The 16457-nt window shown below is 59.9% G+C and carries 19 protein-coding genes; 15 read left to right on the top strand and 4 right to left on the bottom strand.

Annotated elements, in window-relative coordinates:
- Positions 1-14 precede the first annotated feature (14 nt).
- The 3 genes from fliN to motA all read right to left on the bottom strand — a co-directional run bounded on the left by fliN (position 15) and on the right by motA (position 2446).
- Entirely contained in the window at positions 15-569 is a 555-nt protein-coding gene (fliN, locus tag J5278_RS16370) for a flagellar motor switch protein FliN (RefSeq protein WP_142824000.1), read from the bottom strand.
- 66 nt (positions 570-635) lie between these two features.
- Positions 636-1571 (bottom strand): FliM/FliN family flagellar motor switch protein, encoded by a 936-nt coding sequence (locus tag J5278_RS16365; RefSeq protein ID WP_209182851.1) that lies wholly within the window; start codon positions 1569-1571, stop codon positions 636-638.
- A 2-nt stretch (positions 1572-1573) separates the two neighbouring features.
- On the bottom strand, positions 1574-2446 hold the full coding sequence (gene motA / locus J5278_RS16360) for a flagellar motor stator protein MotA (RefSeq protein ID WP_142824001.1): 873 nt from the start codon (positions 2444-2446) through the stop codon (positions 1574-1576).
- A gap of 226 nt (positions 2447-2672) precedes the next feature.
- On the opposite strand from motA, the gene flgF reads away from it, so the two are divergent.
- The 13 genes from flgF (at position 2673) to fliP (ending at position 11782) form a co-directional block, all read left to right on the top strand.
- Positions 2673-3410, top strand: coding sequence for a flagellar basal-body rod protein FlgF (gene flgF, locus J5278_RS16355; RefSeq protein ID WP_142824002.1), 738 nt, complete (start codon positions 2673-2675; stop codon positions 3408-3410).
- An 11-nt stretch (positions 3411-3421) separates the two neighbouring features.
- A complete protein-coding gene (gene fliI, locus J5278_RS16350) occupies positions 3422-4873 on the top strand; it encodes a flagellar protein export ATPase FliI (RefSeq protein WP_209182819.1) in 1452 nt (483 codons plus the stop codon).
- Position 4874: 1 nt separating this feature from the next.
- Positions 4875-5432, top strand: coding sequence for a flagellar protein (locus tag J5278_RS16345; protein ID WP_257623376.1), 558 nt, complete (start codon positions 4875-4877; stop codon positions 5430-5432).
- 198 nt (positions 5433-5630) lie between these two features.
- Positions 5631-6023 (top strand): flagellar basal body rod protein FlgB, encoded by a 393-nt coding sequence (gene flgB / locus J5278_RS16340; protein WP_142824005.1) that lies wholly within the window; start codon positions 5631-5633, stop codon positions 6021-6023.
- A gap of 3 nt (positions 6024-6026) precedes the next feature.
- A complete protein-coding gene (gene flgC / locus J5278_RS16335) occupies positions 6027-6440 on the top strand; it encodes a flagellar basal body rod protein FlgC (protein WP_142824006.1) in 414 nt (137 codons plus the stop codon).
- A gap of 101 nt (positions 6441-6541) precedes the next feature.
- Positions 6542-6817 carry a flagellar hook-basal body complex protein FliE gene (locus J5278_RS16330; protein ID WP_374108284.1) on the top strand — a complete coding sequence of 92 codons (276 nt, stop codon included), beginning with the start codon at positions 6542-6544 and terminating at the stop codon, positions 6815-6817.
- Positions 6818-6834: 17 nt separating this feature from the next.
- The gene (flgG, locus tag J5278_RS16325; RefSeq protein ID WP_111216819.1) at positions 6835-7623 is read left to right on the top strand and encodes a flagellar basal-body rod protein FlgG; all 789 of its coding nucleotides are present in this window, start codon (positions 6835-6837) and stop codon (positions 7621-7623) included.
- 17 nt (positions 7624-7640) lie between these two features.
- Positions 7641-8132 carry a flagellar basal body P-ring formation chaperone FlgA gene (flgA, locus tag J5278_RS16320; RefSeq protein ID WP_142824008.1) on the top strand — a complete coding sequence of 164 codons (492 nt, stop codon included), beginning with the start codon at positions 7641-7643 and terminating at the stop codon, positions 8130-8132.
- Positions 8129-9247, top strand: a complete 1119-nt coding sequence (locus tag J5278_RS16315) for a flagellar basal body P-ring protein FlgI (RefSeq protein ID WP_111216822.1) — start codon at positions 8129-8131, stop codon at positions 9245-9247. Before flgA ends, J5278_RS16315 begins: the two co-directional genes overlap by 4 nt.
- Positions 9244-9795 carry a MotE family protein gene (locus J5278_RS16310; RefSeq protein WP_209182821.1) on the top strand — a complete coding sequence of 184 codons (552 nt, stop codon included), beginning with the start codon at positions 9244-9246 and terminating at the stop codon, positions 9793-9795. The genes J5278_RS16315 and J5278_RS16310 overlap by 4 nt, the downstream gene beginning before the upstream one ends.
- A complete protein-coding gene (flgH, locus tag J5278_RS16305) occupies positions 9792-10505 on the top strand; it encodes a flagellar basal body L-ring protein FlgH (RefSeq protein WP_209187330.1) in 714 nt (237 codons plus the stop codon). The genes J5278_RS16310 and flgH overlap by 4 nt, the downstream gene beginning before the upstream one ends.
- Positions 10506-10541: 36 nt before the next feature.
- Positions 10542-11048 carry a flagellar basal body-associated protein FliL gene (fliL, locus tag J5278_RS16300; RefSeq protein WP_209182823.1) on the top strand — a complete coding sequence of 169 codons (507 nt, stop codon included), beginning with the start codon at positions 10542-10544 and terminating at the stop codon, positions 11046-11048.
- Entirely contained in the window at positions 11045-11782 is a 738-nt protein-coding gene (fliP, locus tag J5278_RS16295) for a flagellar type III secretion system pore protein FliP (protein ID WP_142824011.1), read from the top strand. The genes fliL and fliP overlap by 4 nt, the downstream gene beginning before the upstream one ends.
- Before the next feature lie 64 nt (positions 11783-11846).
- On the opposite strand, the gene J5278_RS16290 is transcribed toward fliP, so the two are convergent.
- Positions 11847-13790 (bottom strand): glycosyl transferase, encoded by a 1944-nt coding sequence (locus J5278_RS16290; RefSeq protein WP_209182824.1) that lies wholly within the window; start codon positions 13788-13790, stop codon positions 11847-11849.
- 324 nt (positions 13791-14114) lie between these two features.
- Here J5278_RS16290 and J5278_RS16285 point away from each other — a divergent pair, with 324 nt between their 5' ends.
- Together J5278_RS16285 and J5278_RS16280 are read left to right on the top strand one after the other, a co-directional pair.
- Positions 14115-15029, top strand: a complete 915-nt coding sequence (locus J5278_RS16285) for a flagellin (RefSeq protein WP_142824013.1) — start codon at positions 14115-14117, stop codon at positions 15027-15029.
- Between the two features lie 259 nt (positions 15030-15288).
- The gene (locus J5278_RS16280) at positions 15289-16209 is read left to right on the top strand and encodes a flagellin (RefSeq protein WP_142824014.1); all 921 of its coding nucleotides are present in this window, start codon (positions 15289-15291) and stop codon (positions 16207-16209) included.
- Positions 16210-16457 lie beyond the last annotated feature (248 nt).

Below are 16457 nucleotides of genomic sequence, written 5' to 3'. Positions count from 1 at the left end.
AGACTTGGGGGGTATTAGGCTTTCTTCGTGCCCAAGACTTCAATTAGCTTGATCCCGAAGCGCGTATCGTCATTTTCCAGCACGGTGATTTCGCCGCGAGCAATCCGCCGGCCGTTGACCGTGATCTCGACCGGCTCGCCGATTTTCTTGTCGAGGGCGATGATCGCCCCTTCCGTCAAATTCATCAGGCCGGAGACCTGCATGCGGCTGCTGCCAAGCACGATCTGGACATCGATCGGGATGTCCATGATCAGGTCCATGTTCGAGGTCAGCGCGCTGCCTGGCGCCTGCTGTGTCTCGAACGACGAACCGCCGAAATCTCCGAGGTCGCTAAGATCCGAATCTGTCGATGCGCTATCATCGCCGAAATCGCCAAAACTGGAAAGGCTCATCGGCGAGGCTGCAGCGTCGTCGTCCTCAGCGCCGAAATCGCCGCCGAAGTCTGAAAGGTCGCCGGCATCCTTTTTCAGGACGCCGCGCAAACCGTCGATCGCATCGTTCAACTCGTCCTCGTTGCCGGGCAGGTCGAGAGCGTCTTCGCCAACAGTTTTTGTTTTCCTGGGTGCCATAACTTTACTATTCCATTTGAAACTTGCCTCAAGCTGCCGTTGGCAGCCCCGGGCTTTGGAAACCGATCAATTCATGAGGTGCTTGAGCAATTCGCTATCGGAGTTGACGGTGTCCTTGACACGCACCGTGTAGTTTTCGCCGGACTTGCCGAATTCGCAGATGTAGATGTCCTTGCCGTTGGCGCTGACCTCGACGTTCACATCGCTGCTGTCCATGAACGGAATGACGTCGCCGACGGCAAGCTTGGAGATTGTCTCCAGCGTCAGCGATTGCAGCCGGATGCGGGCGTCGATCGTCACATGGGAACGGTGAACCTGCTCCGTGATCTGTTGGGTCCAAGCTTCCGACTTCACCGTCTGGTTCTTCGCCTTCGGTGGCGTGACGACGGTTTTCAAGAGGACCTTCTGCGGCACCACCAGCATGAAATGCGATGTGGCGGCGCCCAGCTTGATCGACATCTTGATGGCTGCCGCATACTCGTCCGGCTGGCCTTCCGCCGGCGGCTTGCGGTCTTCGATATTCTGCGCTGGCTCGAGGTAGGGCTCGAAACCGCCCGGTGCGTTGACGGCGGAGCGCAGCACGCTGGCGATCTTGTCGAACACCATGACGGCAAGGTCGAGCTCCATTAGCGAGAGCGGCCGCAGCTTCGGCGTTGTGATGGTCTCGGGCATCGCGCCCAGCATCCGCTCCATCAGCGTCAGGATAAATCCGGCGCCGCAGCCGAGCACGAAGTTCGGCGACCAGTTGCGCAACGAGCCGTGGACGACGGCGACGTTCGCGCCGAGCCCTTCGATCAGCTCGTCCATGGCGCCGGTCTTGCTGCCGGCATAGGAGACGACGACGTCGATGCCGATCTCGCTCTTGATAAGGTCAGGCAGGAATTCGCTGTAGACCTGACCGATCGAGGCACAAAGTTTCTCGACCCGTTGGTGATCGCCCAGGCCGCCGGTCAGCTTGGCGAGAAGGGTCGGACTCATCGGCGTACGCGGTGTATCATCCATCATCAAGCTGCCTTGTTCTCGCCGCCCGGATTCATCATTTCCTGCTCGACGGCATCGATCGAGGGACGCTCATAAGCCGAAATTGTCTTGCGGCCGTATTCCAAGGCAACCTGCGGTACGGAGCCGTTCATGTAGGCGAGCAGCGTTTGCTTGACGATGACATAGAGGCGATGCTGCTTGCTGCGGACGATCTTGATCTGCGAAACCAGCGGCGCGCACACCGAATAGGACAGCAGGATGCCGAGGAAGGTGCCGACCAGTGCCGAGCCGATCAACTCGCCCAGCACTTCCGGCGGATCGTTGATATGGCTCATGGCCTTGATGACGCCGAGAACGGCCGCGACGATACCGATAGCCGGGAAGGCGTCGCCCATCGTCGTGATCGCGTAGAATGGCTTCATCTTGTCATGCAGGATGGTGTTGATTTCCTCGTCCATCAGCGCCTCGATCTCGTGTGAGCGGGCATTGCCGATGATGATCAGGCGGACATAGTCGCAGATGAAGGCCGTCAGTTCCTTGTTCTTCAGGATCGTCGGAGCCGTCTGGAAGATCGAGGATTCGTCCGGATTGTCGATGTGTGCTTCGATCTCGTTGCGCGACTTGGTGCGCAGGTCGCGCATCAGGGCATAGAGGACGCCGAGCACGTCGAGGTAGTTGCGTTCCTTCGGCACCGAATGCTTGAACGCCTCGCCCAGTGCCTTCCCGGAATCCTTGATGACTTTCATGGTGTTGGCCATGATGAAGCCGCCGAAGCCGGCACCCCCGATCACCAGGAACTCGAATGGCTGCATAAGCGCACCGAGATGGCCACCCATGGCCATAAAGCCACCGATGATGCAACCAAAGGTCACAACGAATCCGATTATGATGTTCATCGACGGTCCATACCTGACGTTGTTTCTGATGTCTGGAGTAGGTTGCCTATCTTGCGTGAGGCTGTTTCCCACGCCGTTTTTGCCAAGTCTTCCATAGTGTCAGCTTCGCACAAGGAAGTGCTGAGATAAGGCAGGGCAAGGGCATCCATGCCCATCTAACGAATGGACATGCACGTCACCGGCGGCTTCCATTTCCGTTATTCTCCAATGTCCGGAGGGCGTTGCCATGCAGTCTGGTATCTATGTGTCTCTATCCTCGCAGATGGCCCTCGAGCGGCGGCTGACGACGATCGCCGATAACATGGCCAATGTGAACACCACCGGCTTTCGCGGCACGGAGGTCAAGTTCAACCAGGTGCTGAGCAACACCGACAACAAGCTCGGCTCCAAGGTCGCCTTCGTGACGCAAGGCAACGATTATCTCTCAACCGAGTCCGGCGAACTGCAGAACACGGGAAGCCTCTTCGACTTCGCGGTCAAGGGCGATGCCTGGTTCGGCATAAATACCCCCGCCGGCACAGTTCTTACACGCGACGGACGGTTTTCGATGACATCGACTGGCGCGCTGGTATCGGAGCGGGGTTTCCCCGTGCTCGATCCCAATGGCGGCCAGATCCAGCTCAATCCGCAGGGCGGAGAGCCTAATGTCACGGCCAACGGCGAGATCTTCCAGAACAACAAGCAGATGGGCACGATCGGTCTCTACACTGCCGACCTCAGCAAGGGCTTCGTGCGCTATTCCAACAGCGGCATCATTGCCTCGCAGACACCGCAGGCGGTCGTCGACAGCTCCAAGGTGGGCGTTGCTCAAGGATATCTCGAAAATTCAAACGTCAACGGCATGCGCGAGATGACGCAGCTGATCGAAGTCAGCCGCGCCTTCGACAACATATCGACGCTGACGGGCTCGAGCGAAAGCTCGCTCGACGAGGCAATCAAGACCCTCGGCAGCAAGTCATCGTAAGGGGTCGGTAAATGGATCAACTCGAAGACACGATCTTGGATCCGCTGGACCTCGAAGATCCCGAGGAGACACCAGCTGCCCCCGTGCTGCCTGAGATACCGATTTCGCAGAAGCTCGGGCAACTCGCCGAGCTTGCCCGCTACTACGGCACCCCGGAGAACGCCGTTGCCCATGGCGGTCATGTCAGGACCATTGCCGCCGGCCACTATACGGTCTCCGGCCTCTCGCGGCACGTCCGGCTTGGCGAATTCGTCGGCCATCTGTCTCCGACGGGCGTCCACCTCGGCGAAGTCGTGCGGGTCGAGCAGGACCTGATCTTCGTCTGCCCGATCGAACCGGGCGAGCCGATCGGCATTCACGACAAGGTCATCCAGAAGGGTGCCTTCCGCATCAGCCCATCCAGCGACTGGTGTGGGCGCACGATCAATTCGCTGGGCGAGCCTATCGATGGGCTGGGTCCCTTGACGCAAGGCTCGACGCCCCGCTCGATCTCGAACCTCGCCCCGCCGTCGATGACCCGTCAGCGCGTCGAGACCGGGTTCAAGACCGGCGTCCGCGCCATCGATATCTTCACGCCGCTGTGCCTCGGCCAGCGCCTCGGCATTTTTGCCGGCTCCGGCGTCGGCAAGTCGACGCTGCTGTCGATGCTGGCGCGCGCCGAGGCTTTCGACAAGGTCGTCATCGCGCTGGTCGGCGAGCGTGGCCGCGAAGTCCGCGAGTTCATCGAAGACACGCTCGGTCCGCATATGAGCAAGTCGGTCGCAGTCGTCGCCACCAGCGATGAAAGCCCTATGCTGCGCAAGATGGCGCCGCTCGCAGCCATCACCATCGCCGAGCATTTTCGCGATGCCGGCGACAATGTGCTTCTGATCGTCGACAGCGTCACGCGCTTTGCCCACGCCATCCGCGAAGTCGCGACGGCGTCCGGCGAGCCGCCGATTGCCCGTGGCTATCCGGCCTCTGTGTTCACCGAACTGCCGCGCCTGCTCGAGCGTGCCGGTCCCGGCCCGGAAGGTACCGGGACGATCACCGCGATCATCTCGATCCTGGTCGACGGCGACAATCATAACGACCCGATCGCCGATTCCACCCGCGGCATTCTCGATGGCCATATCGTCCTGCAGCGCAGCCTAGCCGAAGAGGGACGCTATCCGCCGATCGATCCGCTGTCGTCTGTCTCGCGTCTTGCCCGCAAGGCATGGACGCCGGACCAGGAGAAGCTGGTGTCGCGGCTGAAGTCGCTCGTCCACCGCTTCGAGGAAACCCGGGATCTCCGTCTCATCGGAGGTTACCGGGCCGGCAGCGACGCGGACGTCGACATGGCGATCAAGCAGGTCCCGCTCATCTACGACGTTCTGAAGCAGTTGCCGAACGATCGCCCCTCGATCGATGCCTTCACCGACCTTGCAACGGCGTTGAAGAATGGTGCTGCCGCCCCGGCCAACGCAAGACCCAGAGGCTGACGTGAAAGCAATCGATACAGACGCCGGCGCAAAGCCGTTGACGGAGCAGAAGCGCAAGCGTGTCTTGCGTGGCGATACGGCGCTGAAGGGTGCCGGTCTGGCGCTGGCCGCACTGTCGGCTTTCTTCCCCTGGTATGTATTCCTGAACCCCGACAAGTTCGGCATGCAGGTGGCCGAGGGCGAACGCACCCGTGCTTTGCCGAGCAGCTGGGAGCAGCGCAACGTCTTCAGCGTCTCTCCGATGGGATTGGCCAACAGCAACGAGACGGACAGCAAGCCCCTGGTCGATACCGATCGATTGACCACGGCGACGACCGGCACCGCCGCTCCCGCCGACGTCAAAGGCGCCGATGCCGAAAACCAGCCGTTTCCGGGCTTGTCCGATTTTCGCCTGCTGCACGTTTCCAACGGGCGTGCGCTCATCCAGGATGCAGCCGGCATGTATGTCGTGAGGATCGGGTCTGTCCTTCCCGACAACAGCCGCCTTTCGCGCCTCGAGCAGCGCAAGGGCAAGTGGGTGATGATCACCTCGACCGGCGCTGTCTACGACGCCAACTGACGGCGCGCCTTTGGGCGCTTCGTTTCATGGAAAAACCTCCCGACGGAAGGACGGCAGCATCGCCCGCGCGGTGCTGGGCGGAGAGGCATATCGGCGACGGCCGCGCATATTCGAAGTTACGCAATCAAACGCGTTTGCCGCAAGTCCCACGCAAGATTACCGGCCTAGTGTCTAGGCATACGAATGGAGATGATCCCCATGCAACCGATCCAGCTTTTTGACCTAGCATCGCGCCAAGCAGAATGGTTGTCGGTGCGTCAGCAGGTGGTTGCAGGCAACATCGCCAACGCCAACACCCCCAAATTCCATGCCAAGGACGTCACGCCGTTCGAAGCCGTGCTCAACAACCAGACGGTTGGCATGGCGCGCACGAACCCGGCGCATCTTTCAGGCACCGAAATGGGCAGCACCGACAAAATCGGTGTCGAGGAAGCCTCTCTAAACCAGGAAATCGGTGTCCAGGAATCGGGCAACACCGTTGGCCTGGAATCCGAACTGACCAAGACCGGTGAAATTCAGCGGCAGTACGGTTTGAACACCGCCCTCGTCAGTTCCTTCAATCGCATGATGATGATGGTCGTGGGGAAATAAAAAATGGATCCATTAACTGCTGCCATGAAGGTGGCAGGCTCAGGTCTCGAAGCTCAATCGACCCGCCTGCGCATCGTTTCGGAAAATATCGCAAACGCCCGTTCGACGGGCGACACGCCGGGCGCCAACCCCTACCGCCGCAAGACGGTAACCTTTGGCGCCGAACTCGACCATACCAACAACCTGACCACGGTCGGCGTCAAGAAAGTCGGTCAGGACCAGGGCAAGTTCGTCGAGGAATACGACCCCGGCAATCCAGCTGCGGACCAGAGGGGCTACGTCAAGATGCCGAATGTCAACGTTCTCGTTGAAATGGCCGATATGCGCGAAGCCAATCGCTCCTACGAGGCCAATCTCCAGACGATCAAGCAATCGCGCGATCTAATCAATTCCACCATCGATTTGTTGAAGTCCTGATCATGATTGACGCTATCAAAAGTCTCACCTCACTTTCTTCGATGACGCGCGGCCTCGGCAGCGTTTCGGAAGATGCGTCCTCGTCGCTGACAACAGGCTTGATGCCCGGCCTGACAAGCGGCCTCGCGACGCCGGGTGCAACGCCTGGCGCCGACACCGGCATGAGCTTTGCTTCTGTCATGAGCAACATGGCCAAGGATACGGTCAGCACCCTGAAGGGAGCTGAAGCGGCTTCCTTCGCCGGGATCAAGGGCACCATGGGCACTCGCGAGGTGGTCGATGCCGTCATGCAGGCCAACCAGACCCTGCAAACGACCGTCGCAGTCCGTGACAAGCTTGTTTCGGCCTTCCTAGACATCACGAAAATGCAGATTTAACGGGATCGGACGAAGACATGAGAGCGCTTGCCATTGCGGCTACGGGCATGGATGCCCAGCAGACCAATCTCGAGGTCATCGCGAACAATATCGCGAACATCAACACGACGGCTTACAAGCGCTCCCGCGCCGAGTTTTCGGACCTTCTCTACCAGACGGAACGGGCCAAGGGCATCTCCAACCGCCCCAACCAGGCAGCCGTACCCGAGGGCGCCAATATCGGTCTCGGCGTGCAGACGTCCGCCGTCCGCAACATTCATATCCAGGGCGAGCTGTCGCAGACCGAGAACGATCTCGACGTCGCGGTCGTCGGTCGTGGATGGTTTCAGATCCAGATGCCTGACGGTACGACGGCCTACACCCGCGCCGGCTCCTTCAACAAGAGCGACACCGGCCAGATCGTCACCGTCGACGGCAATGTCCTGCAGCCCGGGATCACCGTTCCGAGCAATGCCAGCAAGATCACGATCAGCACCTCCGGCGAAATTTCCGCCACCATCGGCACATCGGCCACGCCGACGATCCTCGGGCAAATGCAGCTCGCCAATTTCGTCAACGAGGCAGGCCTGCAGCCAATGGGCAGCAATCTGTTCACCCAGACCCCGGCCTCGGGCGATCCCGTGGTTTCCAATCCCAATCTCGATGGCTTCGGCGCGATCAAGCAGGGCTACCTGGAATCGTCGAACGTCGACCCGGTGAAGGAAATCACCGAGCTGATTACGGCCCAGCGCGCTTACGAAATGAATTCCAAGGTTATCACCACGGCCGACGACATGGCCTCGGTGGTCAGCAAAAACCTCAAGTAGCAAAGAGAGAGCCGGACATGATCGTTCGCCAGGCAAAAAGCGTTGCAGTCGCGTGGCTCGCCGTCGTCGGCCTGGCCTGCGGATTCGTGCTGGCCCCCAGCGCCAGTGCGGAAGATCTGGGAATGGGCAAGGCGGTCGTCCCGACGGAAGCCATCTATCCCGGCGACGTCATCAGCAGCGGTCAGCTGGAAGAGGTGCAGATCACCAATCCAAACCTCACCGGCGACTTCGCCCGCTCGATCGACGAGGTCGTCGGTCGGGTGTCGAAGCGGACTTTGCTCTCCGGCCGGACGATCGCGATCTCTGCGCTTCGCCAGCCCTTTGCCGTGACGCGCGGTTCCAACGTCCGGCTGGTGATGAGCATGGGCGATATGATGATTTCGGCTGCCGGAACGCCCCTCGACGACGGTTCTATCGGTGACAAGGTCCGCGCCCGCAACATCGATTCCGGCATCATCGTCAACGGCACGGTCCTCGAGAACGGTACGATCCGTGTGGTAGCAAAATGAGAAGCCTGCGTCTTTTCCTGGCCATCCTGCTGATGCTACCGAGCCTGACCGCACCCGGTCCGGCGGCAGCGATGAGTTCGCGCATCAAGGACATTGCCTCGCTGCAGGCCGGCCGCGACAACCAGCTGATCGGCTACGGCCTGATCGTCGGCCTGCAGGGCACCGGCGACGGCCTGCGCTCGTCGCCGTTCACCGAGCAATCGATGCGCGCCATGCTCCAGAATCTCGGTATCTCGACACAAGGCGGCCAGTCCAGCGCGAAGAACACCGCCGCTGTCATGGTTACCTCGAACCTTCCCCCATTCGCCAGCCCCGGTAGCCGCATCGACGTGACGGTCAGCTCGCTCGGCGACGCAAGCTCGCTGCGCGGTGGTACGCTGATCATGACATCGCTCAGCGGTGCCGATGGCCAGATCTATGCCGTCGCGCAAGGCTCCGTCATCGTTTCGGGCTTTCAGGCCCAAGGCGCTGCAGCAACGGTGACCGAAGGCGTCACGACTGCCGGCCGCGTGCCCGGCGGTGCCATCGTCGAGCGCGAGCTGCCGTCGCGCTTCAAGGACTCGGTCAATCTTGTCCTGCAACTGCGCAACCCCGATTTCTCGACCTCGATCCGCATCGCCGACACAGTCAATGCCTACGCCTCGTCCCGTTTCGGTGCGCCGATTGCCGAAGCCAAGGATTCGCAGGAAGTGGCGATCGCTAAGCCGAAGACGGCTGATCTTACCCGATTGATGGCCGATCTCGAAAATCTCGAAGTCCAGACCGATACGCCGGCCAAGGTGGTCATCAACGAGCGCACCGGAACGATCATCATCGGCGCCGACGTCCGCGTCTCGCCGGTTGCCGTGAGCTATGGAACGTTGACCGTTCAGGTCAGCGAGAACCCGCAGATCATCCAGCCGCAGCCATTCAGCAACGGCGAGACGGCGGTCCAGGACCAGACCGATATCTCGGCGACCAAGTCCGGCGGCCGCGTCGCAGTCCTGCAGGGGCCCGACCTGAAGACCCTGGTGTCCGGTCTCAACAATATCGGCGTCAAGCCCGATGGCATCATCGCCATTCTCCAAGGCATCAAATCGGCTGGCGCACTGCAAGCGGAGCTCGTTCTTCAATGATGGGTAGAGACGTCCTCGTGCATCTTCGGGCCAACTGCAAGACTGTCGCCCTGGCGGCAGTCGGTGCGGCGCTGCTGACCATCCCCGGTGCGTTTGCCGAGGACACGGCAAAGCCGGCGGTCGATCCATCGAGCAGCCAGGACGAGATCCGCCAGTTCTGCACCAATATCGCGGAGCCGGCTCGCGACCAGCGCTACCTGCTGCAGAAGCAAGCGCTTGAAAAACTCCAGGCCGATGTCGACGCCCGCATTGCCATCATGGACCAGCGCAAGGCTGAGTACGAGGACTGGCTCAAGCGCCGCAACGATTTCCTTGCCAAGGCTGATGACGGCCTCGTCCAGATCTACAAGAACATGAAGCCGGATGCCGCCGCCGCCAGCCTCAACGACGTGAAGATCACCATCGCTTCGGCGATCATCATGAAGCTGAAACCAAGCCAGGCAAGCCTCATCCTCAGCGAAATGGACCCGCAGAAGGCGGCGACCGTGACCAACATCATGTCCAGCGCGTCTGATCCGAACACGTCGAAGGCCAAGGACACACAATGAACAAGTCGCTCCCCGTCACATTGGCTGCAATGGTGTTCCTCGGCGGTTGCCAGTCGCAGGCGATCAAGGAGATCGGCCGGGCGCCGGCCATGAGCCCGATCGGCAGCGGGCTGCAATATGCCCAGACGCCGCAGATGTCCCTCTATCCGAAGCGGCCTCATCAGGTGGCGCAAGGCTACTCGCTGTGGAGCGATTCCCAGGCGGCGCTATTCAAGGACGCCCGCGCGTTGAATGTCGGCGACATCATGACGGTCAACATATCGATCAACGACAAGGCCAACTGGGATAACGAGACCAATCGCGACCGGACCAACAAGAGCGGCATGAACTACGACGTCAACGCCAATATTCTGGGCTGGAACCCGAAGACGTCGGGCACCGGGACGTACGGCTCTGACACCTCAACCGATGCCAAGGGCAAGATGCAGCGCTCCGAGCAGGTCACACTGCTGGTGGCCGCCGTCGTCACCGGCATCCTGGAGAATGGCAACCTCGTCATCAGCGGCTCGCAGGAAGTCCGCATGAACCAGGAAATCCGCATTCTCAACGTCGCCGGTATCGTCCGGCCGCAGGATGTCACCGCCGAGAATACCATCTCATACGAGAAGATCGCCGAAGCCCGCATCTCTTACGGCGGTCGCGGTCGCCTGACGGAAATCCAGCAGCCGCCGCGCGGCCAGCAGGCCGTCGACCTTCTGTCGCCATTGTAACGGCTGCAGACGAGATACAACGAAAGGCGGACCGTCATGGCAGACGACGAAGACGGCAAGAAAAAGAAGAGCACCCTGATCCCGTTGATCGGCGGCGTGCTGGTGCTGACCCTGGTCGGCGCCGGCGGCGGCTGGGCCATCGGCAATATGGTCGCGCCGAAGATACTCACCGCTGAAAAGACCAAGGCAGCCGAGGCGAAGCCCGAGGCCGGCGGCAAGAAGGGCGAGGACGGCGCGCTGCCAACCGTTGTCCCCGAGGCCAACGGTATCCTCCAGCTCGACCCCATCACGTCCAACCTTGCCTACCCGTCGGAAAACTGGGTTCGGCTCGAGGTCGCGCTGATGTTCAAAGGCCCGACAGACGTCAAGATGGCGGAAGACATCCACCAGGATATCGTCGCTTACATCCGCACTGTTTCCCTCCAGCAGATCGAGGGTCCGCGCGGCTTTCAATATCTTAGGGACGACATTCAGGAACGTGTTGACCTGCGCTCGGAAGGGCGCGTATCGAAGGTGATGTTCAGAACCTTCGTCATCGAATGATTCGATTTCTATGCCTTTTCATCGCCATCATGGCGGTGCCCGAGTTGGCGGCGGCGCAACAGCTTCCGACAGACCTGTTCAACGCGCCTGTCAGCGGCTCGGCGGCGGCCTGGATCATCAGGACATTCGGCCTTCTGACCATCCTGTCGGTGGCTCCGGGCATCCTGGTGATGGTCACCAGCTTCCCGCGCTTCATCATCGCGTTTTCGATCCTGCGCTCCGGCATGGGCCTCTCGACCACCCCGTCCAACATGATCCTGCTAAGCCTGGCGCTGTTCATGACTTTCTATGTCATGGCACCGACTTTCGACCAGGCATGGAAGGATGGCGGCGCGCCGCTTCTGGCGAACCAGATCAACGAGACGGAGGCCGTGCAGCGCATTGCCGAACCGTTTAGAACCTTCATGTCCGCCAATACGCGTGAGAAGGACATCAAGCTGTTCGTCGATCTCGCCCAGGAGCGCGGCCAGACGGTCGTCGTCGACAGCAAGATCGACTACCGTGTTCTTATCCCGGCCTTCATGATTTCCGAGATCCGCCGCGGCTTCGAAATCGGCTTCCTCGTCGTCCTGCCATTCCTGGTGATCGATCTTATCGTCTCGACCATCGTCATGGCGATGGGCATGATGATGCTGCCGCCGACATCCATTTCGTTGCCGTTCAAGATCCTGTTCTTCGTGCTGATCGACGGCTGGAACCTGCTGGTCGGCAGCCTCGTCCGATCCTTCCACTGATCTGATTTGATGTAAGTCGTGACGGCAGCGCGCCGGCGCCGGAGTATCCCCCGGCGCGTGCGAACTATTCTGCGGCGATAGCGTGCGGGTTTTCGTCCTCTACCATGAACGGCACGGTGCGCGGGGGCAGGGCAGGTACATCGAAGTGCTCCGGCTCCAGCCCCTGTCTGCCGCGCTCGTACATCGTTTCAAAAGCCATCTGCAGGTGATCGCAGAAGCGCTCCGCGTCGAACAGCGGCATGACGTAGCGGTTGCGGATCAGCCGTTCCTTGTATTCCTGCACGCGAGCGCGATCGTTGGCCAGCGCAACGGCCATGTCCTCGTAGCCCTGCATGTCCGGGGCAACCAGTTCGGGTACGCCGATGGCATTCAGCAGGCTCTCGCTGACCCTGGAGGCGAAGTTCGTACCCTTGAGAGTGAGGACGGGCAGGCCGCCCCAGAGCTGTTCGGACGTCGTTGTATGGCCGTTGACCGGAAAGGTATCGATGCCGAGGTCGGCCAGCGCCTGGCGGTCGATATGCTCGTCATAGCGGATGCGGGTGGTGAATACGATGCGCTTGCGATGAATGCCGCGTGCCTCGAAGCGGGCGGAAAGATTGGCTTCCGCGCGCGGTCCGTTGCAGATGATCCAGAGCACGGTGTTCTTGGTTCGCCTGAGGATATTGCACCAGACGTCGACCATCTGGGAGGTAATCTTGCGGTTGCCGTTGAATGACGCAAACACGAAAGCGTCTTCCGGCAGGCCGTGCTTGGCACGGCTGGTCGGGCGCGGCTTCGGGCGATGGGTCGGATCGTTCGGCTGGTAGCATTCCGGCAACCTGCAGAACTTTTCGTGGAAATGCGCCTTGGAGTGATCGGGAAGCACATAGTGGTCGCCGATGATGTAGTCGAGGTCGATGTTGACGGTCGTGCCGGGAAAGCCAAGCCAGGCTACCTGGATCGGCGCCGGCATGTGGTTGAGGATCTTTGCCCTGGTATCCTTGGTGTGGCCCTTGAGATCGACGAGAATGTCGATGTTGTGCGACCGGATGAGATCGGCTGCTGCCTTGTCGCTCATGTCGCGGACATCGACGACACGGCCCCATTTGGAAAAATCGAAAGGTTGAGCCTGCTGGCTGTCCAGCGGAGAATGGTCGAACAGGACGATCTCGAAGCGATCCCTGTCCTGCAACTCGAGAACACGCTGCATCAGCTTCATCGTCGCATGGCCAGGCCAGAAGTCCGATGACAGATAGCCGAGGCGGATCTTCTCGCCCCATGTGTGCGGCATCTTGCGGCGCTTGTCGCTGTGTCCTTCGGCTATCGGCGACGAATCGTGCACCGCGAGCTTGTTCAGCGCCTCGTCGCCACACCAGTGCAGGTGGAAGAAGGGGTTGTCGTAGCGGACGTAGTCGAGCTTGCCCGCAGCCGTTGCCGCATAAACGGGTGCTGCCTGGATATCGATGGTGGCAAGATCCGAGAACTCGCGGCTGAAGATCAGGCTGAGCGTCCGGAAGGTGATGTTGTCGGGATATCGCTTGAAAAGCGTTGTCGCGATATGGCGGTTGCCATCGTCGTAGAGATCGTCGCTGAGAAGCTTGGCCGCCAGCGTCAGATGGCGCAGGTGCAACCCGTCTGCCAGGATTTTCTTGAGGCCGCCCAGCAGTGCCTTCTGCTGTCGCGCGAGCAGGATGGTGGCCAGCACATAGGCCACGTCGGGGTCCTTGAGCGCCAAAGGGAAGATCAGCGAGCCGATGGCTAGTGCTGCGTCTTCATTGCCGCTCTCGAAGTGCAGCAGCAGGGCCTCGCGCAGATATTCCTCCCGCACGGGCTTCTGGCGACCCGCGAGTTCGAACGAACTGGCCGCCTCGGATTTGAAGCCGAGTTTCTGCAGTGTCTTCCCAAGCAGGGCGTAGGTCTTCGGCGAGGTATCGACGTCGATCAGCGCGTTGAGCGCCTCGAGGGCCCGCGTGTAGTGGCCTTTTCGGTAGTGATCGGAGGCGATCGAAAAAGCAGCTTTGTAATTCAAGAGCCAAACTCCACGCGGATCGTGATGATAGTCAGGGACGGACGACGCCCGTCTCCAGAGATTCGAGTGCCATAATGGCGCCCGGACCTTGCGTCAGGCCGGAGCGTAAATTAGCGGATTCAGCAGTCGTTAATGATGACTCCAAGGACTCCGGCGGTTCCAAAAGGATTTAAGTAGTTGGAAATAAATAGATGTGATTTTGATCACACATGACGGGTTTGGTGTCCATTGCGATGGCACCGAGGCATGAAGCCGCTCCGTGATCGCCGGTAAAGAAGTCCGGTAATGTCCCTCCATTTGTATCCAGTCCAGGGGACAAGCCTAATGACGAGTATTCAGACCAACAACTCCGCAATGGCAGCACTGCAGACACTGCGGAATGTCAACACCAACCTGAACAGCACGCAGACCGCTGTTTCTACCGGCCTGCGCATTTCCAAGGCCTCCGACAATGCCACATACTGGTCGGTTGCCACGACGATGAAGTCTGACGTCGGCGCCCTCAGTGCCGTCTCCGATACGCTCGGTCTCGGTGCTGCAAAGGTCGACACAGCCTACACCGCAATGGACAGCGCCATCGACATTGTCGGCCAGATCAAGGACAAGCTCGTCACTGCCAAGGAAGGCAGCGTCGACAAGACCAAGGTTCAGGCTGAACTTACCCAGCTCCAGGCGCAGCTGAAGAGCGTTGCCCAGTCGGCTTCGTTCAACGGCGAAAACTGGGTCGTTGCCGCTTCCGGTGGCGATGCTTCGGTCGTCTCTTCCTTCGTTCGCAATTCCTCGGGCGGTGTGTCGGTATCTTCCGCAAGCTACACCTTCAACGCAGGTGCAAAGGGCAACGTTCTGTTCGGTTCGAGCGGTGGCAGCATCGATCTGACGTCGGGCATTCTCGGCACCAAGGACACCAGCGCCGGCAACTTCTCGGTCGCCAGCCTCGATATCTCCGGCATGACCGGCGGCCAGATCGACAGCGCCATGAACATGGTGGAAACAGCTCTGTCGTCGATGACAAGCGCTGCTGCACAGCTGGGTTCGCTGTCCAGCCGTATCGACCTGCAGACGACGTTTGCATCGTCGCTGAGCGACGCCATCACCTCGGGTGTTGGCAAGCTGGTCGACGCCAACATGGAAGAAGAATCGAGCAAGCTGTCTGCCCTGCAGACACAGCAGCAGCTGGCCATCCAGTCGCTGTCGATCGCTAACTCCTCGTCGCAGAGCATCCTGTCGCTCTTCCGTTAAGGCTAAAAATACCGATCGTTCGCGATCGGTAAACCTTCCTAAACAAAGAATTAACCGCGCCTCTCTAAGGCGCGGTTTTTTTTAATCTATTTCTTCTTTGACGTTCTTCTTTCCTTAACTGTATTGGTGTCATCTAGGCCTATGAAACGGTGAGTTAACCCTAACATTAAAGGTTAACAGGCATGATGCTGGATGCCGTTTCCGGCCCTGACCCGGAATGTCCCTTCTATTAACCAGTGCCAAAGGGGCAATGAATCCTATGACGAGCATCAACACCAACAATGCAGCAATGTCCGCTCTGCAGACACTGCGCAATGTCAATGCCAATTTGACGAACACGCAGACCGCCGTTTCGACAGGCCTGCGCATTTCCAAGGCTGCCGACAACGCTACCTATTGGTCGGTCGCTACCACGATGAAGTCCGACGTCGGCGCCCTCGGTGCCGTATCCGACGCCCTCGGCCTCGGTGCTGCCAAGGTCGACACAGCCTATACTGCCATGGACAGCTCGATCTCCATCGTCAGCCAGATCAAGGACAAGCTCGTCACTGCCAAGGAAGGCAGCGTCGACAAGTCCAAGGTCCAGGGCGAACTCACCCAGCTGCAGGCGCAGCTGAAGAGCGTTGCCACGTCTGCTTCGTTCAACGGCGAAAACTGGGTCGTTGCAGCTTCCGGCGGTTCCGCTTCGGTCGTGTCTTCCTTCGTTCGTAATGCTTCCGGCGGCGTTTCCGTCACCACGTCGGCCTTTGCCTTCGACGCCAGCTCGCAGGGCAACGTCCTGTTCGGCTCCGACGGCTCCGGCGGTGCCAACCTGACCACCGGTATCCTCGGCTCCGCCGAGACAATCGGCTCGTCGAGCTTCTCGGTCTACAGCCTTGACATCAAGGGCATGACAGGCGCCGGCATCGATAGCGCCATGAACATGGTTGAAGCTGCTCTGTCTGCCATGACGAGTGCTGCTGCACAGCTGGGTTCGCTGTCGAGCCGCATCGATCTGCAGACATCGTTTGCCTCTTCGCTCAGCGACTCCATCACCTCGGGTGTTGGCAAGCTGGTCGATGCCAACATGGAACAGGAATCGAGCAAGTTGTCTGCCCTGCAGACGCAGCAGCAGCTGGCCGTCCAGTCGCTGTCGATCGCCAACTCCTCGTCGCAGAGCATCCTGTCGCTCTTCCGTTAAGCGCCGCAGGGTAAAAGCTTCGGCCGCTGGTCGAACTCTTAAAAATAGGTTAACCGCGCCCCGCTAAGGCGCGGTTTTTTTATCTAAATTTTCATCAGGTGTTCAGTTTTCATTAACCATGATGGTGTCATCTAGGGTCATTGAAACGGCAAGTTAACCTCTGCGATTTGGGTTGCTAGGCATGATGCTGAAAGCTGTTTCCGGCACAGACCCGGAATGTCCCTTTTAATCACGCCGCCAAGGGGCAA

The sequence above is a fragment of the Rhizobium sp. B21/90 genome, assembly GCF_019355815.1.
In the GTDB taxonomy this organism is placed as follows: Bacteria; Pseudomonadota; Alphaproteobacteria; order Rhizobiales; family Rhizobiaceae; genus Rhizobium; species Rhizobium rhododendri.
The sequence above is the reverse complement of the archived record's forward strand: the minus strand, read 5'-3'. Positions and strand labels throughout refer to the sequence as shown.

Bases quoted from the DNA above. Each gene is read 5' to 3' on its own strand.
- J5278_RS16280 (WP_142824014.1), top strand. From the start codon at position 15,289: ATGACGAGCATCAACACCAACAATGCAGCAATGTCCGCTCTGCAGACA.
- J5278_RS16315 (WP_111216822.1), top strand. From the start codon at position 8,129: ATGAGAAGCCTGCGTCTTTTCCTGGCCATCCTGCTGATGCTACCGAGC.
- fliL (WP_209182823.1), top strand. From the start codon at position 10,542: ATGGCAGACGACGAAGACGGCAAGAAAAAGAAGAGCACCCTGATCCCG.
- flgC (WP_142824006.1), top strand. From the start codon at position 6,027: ATGGATCCATTAACTGCTGCCATGAAGGTGGCAGGCTCAGGTCTCGAA.
- J5278_RS16310 (WP_209182821.1), top strand. From the start codon at position 9,244: ATGATGGGTAGAGACGTCCTCGTGCATCTTCGGGCCAACTGCAAGACT.
- flgA (WP_142824008.1), top strand. From the start codon at position 7,641: ATGATCGTTCGCCAGGCAAAAAGCGTTGCAGTCGCGTGGCTCGCCGTC.
- flgF (WP_142824002.1), top strand. From the start codon at position 2,673: ATGCAGTCTGGTATCTATGTGTCTCTATCCTCGCAGATGGCCCTCGAG.
- flgH (WP_209187330.1), top strand. From the start codon at position 9,792: ATGAACAAGTCGCTCCCCGTCACATTGGCTGCAATGGTGTTCCTCGGC.
- flgB (WP_142824005.1), top strand. From the start codon at position 5,631: ATGCAACCGATCCAGCTTTTTGACCTAGCATCGCGCCAAGCAGAATGG.
- fliP (WP_142824011.1), top strand. From the start codon at position 11,045: ATGATTCGATTTCTATGCCTTTTCATCGCCATCATGGCGGTGCCCGAG.
- motA (WP_142824001.1), bottom strand. From the start codon at position 2,446: ATGAACATCATAATCGGATTCGTTGTGACCTTTGGTTGCATCATCGGT.
- J5278_RS16365 (WP_209182851.1), bottom strand. From the start codon at position 1,571: ATGGATGATACACCGCGTACGCCGATGAGTCCGACCCTTCTCGCCAAG.
- J5278_RS16330 (WP_374108284.1), top strand. From the start codon at position 6,542: ATGCCCGGCCTGACAAGCGGCCTCGCGACGCCGGGTGCAACGCCTGGC.
- flgG (WP_111216819.1), top strand. From the start codon at position 6,835: ATGAGAGCGCTTGCCATTGCGGCTACGGGCATGGATGCCCAGCAGACC.
- J5278_RS16285 (WP_142824013.1), top strand. From the start codon at position 14,115: ATGACGAGTATTCAGACCAACAACTCCGCAATGGCAGCACTGCAGACA.
- fliN (WP_142824000.1), bottom strand. From the start codon at position 569: ATGGCACCCAGGAAAACAAAAACTGTTGGCGAAGACGCTCTCGACCTG.
- fliI (WP_209182819.1), top strand. From the start codon at position 3,422: ATGGATCAACTCGAAGACACGATCTTGGATCCGCTGGACCTCGAAGAT.